The following is a 5,040-nucleotide window of genomic DNA, read 5'->3' as shown; positions in this document are numbered from 1 at the left end:
ACCCGGAGGCTCAGCAGAGCCCAGAGACCCAAATAGGCCCAGAGACTCAGCGGGACTCGGAGTTCCCGGGGACCCCGCGGGACCCGCATGACCCGGGGACCCCGCGGGACCCGCAGGACCTGGAGGCTCGGCAGGGCGTAGTGACTCGGCAGGGCCTGGAGTCCCGGCAGGGCCTGGAGTTCCAGCCGGGACCGGGGTTGCCGGAGAGCTCGGGGCTGCAGCGCGGCGAGGGTTCGCAGCAGCGTTCCGACATGGCCGAGAGCCGGGAGGAGTCGGCGTGACTATCCGGGTGCTGCTGGTTGACGATCAGGCGTTGATCCGGGCCGGGTTCAAGATGATCATCGATTCTGAGCCGGGGTTCGCCGTGGTGGGGGAGGCTGGCGACGGCAAGGAGGCCGTGGAGCTGGCCAGGACCGCTCGGGCCGATGTGGTGTTGATGGATATCCGGATGCCCCGGATGGATGGGATCGAGGCGACGCGGCGGATCGGGGCGGATGACAATCTGGCCGGGGTGCGGGTGCTGGTGCTGACGACGTTCGAGAACGATGACAACGTCGTGCTGGCGTTGCAGGCAGGGGCGAGCGGGTTTCTCGGCAAGAGTGTGCCGCCCGAGGATCTGTTGCACGCGATCCGGGTGGTGGCGAGCGGCGAGGCACTGCTGTCGCCGAAGGCCACGCGGGGGCTGGTGAGCCGGTTCCTCACGAGTCTGCGGCCGCAGCCGTCCGGGGTCGTGCCGGGGCTCGCCCTGCTCACCGACCGGGAGCGGGAGGTGCTGGTGCTGGTGGCACACGGGCTGTCCAACGACGACATCGCGGAGCGGCTGTTCCTGTCGCCGCTGACCGCCAAGACGCACGTGAACCGGGCGATGACGAAACTCAGCGTGCGCGACCGGGCTCAGCTGGTCGTCCTGGCGTACCAGAACGGCCTGGTCCGTCAGGGTGACGCTCTGCCGGGGGCCTGACCCGCGGGGCCTGTGACAGGCAATTCCTAGGAACCCGGGGTAGACCGGGTCCTGGAGGAACCTGACGAACGGCCCACTGTCCGCGAGGAGGCACGTGCACGTCGTACGCGTAGCCCTGTCGGTCTTGCTGGTCCTCGCGACCGTTGTCGTCCCCGCCCCGGACGCGCCGGCCCGGCACCTGTCGCCCACGCCGTACCTGGGCTGGAACACGTATTTCACCCTCGGTGGCGACCCCACCGAGGCCGAGGTGCGGTCCGTCGCCGACTACATGGCCACCCACGGTCTGCGCGACGCCGGTTACCGGATCATCTGGGTCGACGGCAACTGGGCGGCGCCCACGCCGCGCGGCAAGGACGGCGAACTCATCGCCGACCCGGCCCGGTTCCCGTCCGGGATGCCGGCGCTGACCCGCTACCTGCACGAACGCGGCTTCCAGGCAGGCATCTACACCGACGCCGGCCCGTACCTCGAAGGCCAGTGCGGCCTCGGCAGCGACGGCCACTACCGCGACGACGTCCGCCAGTTCGCCGCGTGGGGCTTCGACGCCCTCAAAGCCGACTGGCTCTGCGGCCGCGCCGCCGGCCTCGACCCGGAAACGTCGTTCCGCCGCCTCGCCGCGCAGGTCCAGGCGTCACCCCGGCCGATGATCCTCAACATCTGCAACCCGGTCACCAGCGACTGGGGCGGCGGCCCCTATCCACTTTCGTCGTTGTCGACCTGGACCTGGACGTACGCCCCGCAGGTCGCCGAATCCTGGCGCACCTACACCGACGTCGGCATGATCGACCCGCAACCGGACACCGAATGGCCGGCAATGCTGCGCAACCTGGACGCCAACGCCGCCCACCCTTCCGCCGCGGGCCCCGGCCACTACAACGACCCCGACTACCTCCTCCCGATGCGCCCCCTGCCGACCGGCGGCACCGAACTCACCTTCGAGGAATCCCGCACCCAGCTAGCCATGTGGGCCCTCATGGCCGCCCCGCTCATCATCGGCTCCGACCCCCGCACCCTGACCCCCGCGATGACCGCAGCCCTCACCAACCCGGAAATCCTCGCCGTCGACCAGGACCCCCTCGCCCGCCAAGGCAAGCAGGTCGGCACCTCCGAGGTCTGGTCCAAACCCCTCACAGGTACGGGCACCCGCGCCGTCGCTTTCCTCAACCGCACCGACACCGCCCACCCGATCACGGTCACGTTCACCGACATCGCCCTCGCCGGCCCGGTCCACATCCGCAACCTCTGGACCCGCTCCGACGAAGCCACCGCCACGGGCTCGTACACGGTCACCGTCCCCGCCCACGGCACAGCCATGCTCCGCCTGACCGGCACCGAACTCGCCCTGCCCTCCCACTAGGAGCGACGTCGGCGCCGACCATGCCGGGCGTCGCCGAGGCGATCGCCCCCAGGTCGACGGCGGCTGGTGTCTTCCGGAGTCGGCATGCCGGTGGAATGTCCCGATATCCCGGTCGTGGCCGTCGCGGTCGTCGCGGCCGTCGGTCCCGGGAGTTCAGAACCCTCGTCCGAGCCCCGCAACTCCATGCAATGCCTGCGCCCTTGCGCTCCTGCTTCTGGCAGTCGTCCTAACACTCCAGCTGACCAGCTTCGAAGCCGAGCTCAGCGATGCGGCCACAGCACCCTCGTCGACCGGCCAACGCCGGCTCGCCAGGCACGCGGATCGCGGCAGAAGCGGATACCGATCGATGGACGCTGTCACTGTCTGCGCGACTGATCAACGCTCGCCGGACAAAAGGTCACCCGGTTGAAGCTGATCGCCTCCCACGCCAGCGACGACCGCATGCAGCCCGGACAGCTCGTCTACGACAAGGTTCACTTCACGCTCGTCGGAGCCATCTTCGGGAAGTACGCGGTCGAAGACGTCACCGGGCCGCGCCCAATGCCGGCTGTCATAACCGGCCTCGCCGTCCAGCCGCCAGCCAGCACGAACCGCCTGGACGGCCACGACAAAGAAGCTGACACGTTCGCTGCTCATGGACAGCATCATTCCGGCCCGAACGCCACAAGTAGTCACTGGCCGCCCGGCGGCGGTCACGGACTGTGAGAGCGTGCCGCCGGAATAGTGGTCGAAGATTGGTTTGTTGCGCGATCGCGGCAGGGTTGCTGCCATTGCCGAGCGAAGTACGGCATGGGTGGGCCTCGTGAAGAAGGCGCACAGGGTTTCCTCTGTTACGCAGGAATGCCTGCGTGGGTCCGGCTCGTCCGCGTAGAGCCACCACGTCGCCCATGTCGTGTCCATTCCCGCCGGACTCGCCACCGGTCGTGGACTGACCTATCGCAGCACCGGCCGGCAACGCTCGGAGCTGGCCGCCGCCTTTGGTTGAGTGCTTTCGCGTGCGCGTGTTAATTGTCGTGTCAGGCCCCGGGTGTGATGGAGAGTTCGGTGTTCGTGGGTTAGTAGGACTTTGTTAGGTGGTTGTGGCGTGTCGCTTGTAGCCACTTGTTGAAGGTGGTTGGCTGCCGGGCGTGGATGAGGGTGTTCTGGCGCGGGTTCGGGAACAGCTGCAGGAGTTCGCGGCGGAGATGTTCGCGGGGTTGCGGCGGGTGGATTAGCGGGAGACCGGGGTGCGGTATCTGCGTGGCCTGATGCTGGACGGGCAGCGTAAGTCGATGCAGCCGATGGCGGCCCGGCTCGGGGTTGATCATCAGCAGTTGCAGCAGTTCCTGACCTCGTCGACGTGGGACGTGACTGGTGTGCGGCGGCGGGTCGCGCAGGCCGCGGTGCAGGTGGTCGCGCCGAGGGTGTGGGTCGTCGACGACACCGGGTTCGCCAAGGACGGCCTGGCATCAGCATGTGTCGCCCGGCAGTACTCCGGAACCCTTGGCAAGGTCGGGAACTGCCAGGTCGCGGTCAGCGTCCACGCCGCGTGCGATACGGCGTCGGCGGTGCTGGACTGGCGGTTGTTCGTCCCGGAGTCCTGGGACGAGACCTGTGTGCCCGACAGCGCCGGCACCGTCGCCAACGAGCACGCCAAACGTCTGCGCCGGCAGCCGGTCACCCTGGATCAGGCCGGGAAGAAGAAACCCCACGTGCGCAAAGAGGTGCCGCGGGAGGAACAGATCGCCCAGATCCTGCGCCGCAGGGCAGCGTCGAAGATCCCGGACAGCGAACGTTACCGAGCGAAATGGCTGATGGCCTTGGAGATGATCGACGAACTCGCCGGCTGGAACCTGTATCCGCCGTTGCTGACCGCTGACGCCGGTTACGGTCAGGTCGCCGAGTTCCGGCAAGGCCTGACCGACCGCGGCATCTCCTATATCGTGGCGACCACCTCGACGACCACAGCCCAGCCCGGTCATGCCGAGCCGGTCGCGGTGAGCTATGCCGGAGTCGGGAAGTACCCCACCCCGAAATATCAGCATCCAGCCCTCACTATCAAAGACCTCGCCCTCGAGGTCGGCGCCGGACAGGCCACACTCGTGCACTGGCGTGACCGGCTGCCAGCCGCCAACCAGCGGCAGCGACCAGGCCGCAGGCACTCTGTCCGGACACTTCTTCGCCCTGCGGATCCGCCCCGCCGGCAGGAGCGTCCGAGAAGGTCTGCCACACAACGGCGACGGTGTCCTGCCCGACTGCTGGCTTCTGGTGCAATGGCCACCCGGCCAGGACGAACCCACCGACTACTGGCTGTCCGACCTACCCACCGACACACCCCTGGCCGAACTGGTCCTGCTGGCGAAAAGCCGCTGGCGCATCGAACACGACTACCGCGAACTCAAAACCGGCCTCGGCCTCGACCACTTCGAAGGCCGATCCTGGATCGGCTGGCACCGCCACGTCACCCTCACCACCACCGCCCAACTGTTCCTCACCCAACTACGGCAGGCCGACCCAAATGCCCCCGGGCAGCCCTGAGCCTCTACGCCGTCCTACGTCACCTGCAATACCAACTCGGCACCTGGCTCGGGTTCTGCCCACACTGCCACCAACCCGTCCCCACCTAACAAAGTCCTATTAGTAGGTGGCGGCGTATTTCACACGCCAGCGGTTGGTGAACCGGGCCCAGTCGAACAGGTCACCGGCGGCACGCCTGCGGTCACGCTCATGGTCAGCGACGGCC

Annotated in this window: 4 protein-coding genes and 1 pseudogene; 4 read left to right on the top strand and 1 reads right to left on the bottom strand. The window is 68.0% G+C overall.

Annotation, left to right across the window (positions count from 1 at the left end; translation table 11 throughout):
• The 3 genes from Ahu01nite_RS26495 to Ahu01nite_RS26485 all read left to right on the top strand — a co-directional run.
• Positions 1–281, top strand: a 281-nt coding sequence (locus Ahu01nite_RS26495) for a hypothetical protein (protein ID WP_203839342.1), incomplete at its 5' end; no start/stop codon positions are given.
• Positions 278–961: a response regulator gene (locus Ahu01nite_RS26490; RefSeq protein ID WP_203839341.1), complete on the top strand. Its 684-nt coding sequence runs from the start codon at positions 278–280 to the stop codon at positions 959–961. The genes Ahu01nite_RS26495 and Ahu01nite_RS26490, both read left to right, overlap by 4 nt.
• A gap of 94 nt (positions 962–1,055) precedes the next feature.
• A complete protein-coding gene (locus tag Ahu01nite_RS26485) occupies positions 1,056–2,318 on the top strand; it encodes a glycoside hydrolase family 27 protein (RefSeq protein WP_239159151.1) in 1,263 nt (420 codons plus the stop codon).
• Positions 2,319–2,693: 375 nt separating this feature from the next.
• Here Ahu01nite_RS26485 and Ahu01nite_RS26480 read toward each other — a convergent pair whose 3' ends face one another.
• Positions 2,694–2,954, bottom strand: a complete 261-nt coding sequence (locus Ahu01nite_RS26480) for a hypothetical protein (RefSeq protein ID WP_203839340.1) — start codon at positions 2,952–2,954, stop codon at positions 2,694–2,696.
• 491 nt (positions 2,955–3,445) lie between these two features.
• Here Ahu01nite_RS26480 and Ahu01nite_RS51695 point away from each other — a divergent pair.
• A pseudogene (locus Ahu01nite_RS51695) lies at positions 3,446–4,835 on the top strand (IS701 family transposase).
• The last annotated feature ends 205 nt before the right edge of the window (positions 4,836–5,040 follow it).

Source organism: Winogradskya humida (assembly GCF_016862215.1).
GTDB lineage: Bacteria > Actinomycetota > Actinomycetes > Mycobacteriales > Micromonosporaceae > Actinoplanes > Actinoplanes humidus.
This window is presented reverse-complemented; position numbering and strand designations above follow the sequence as displayed.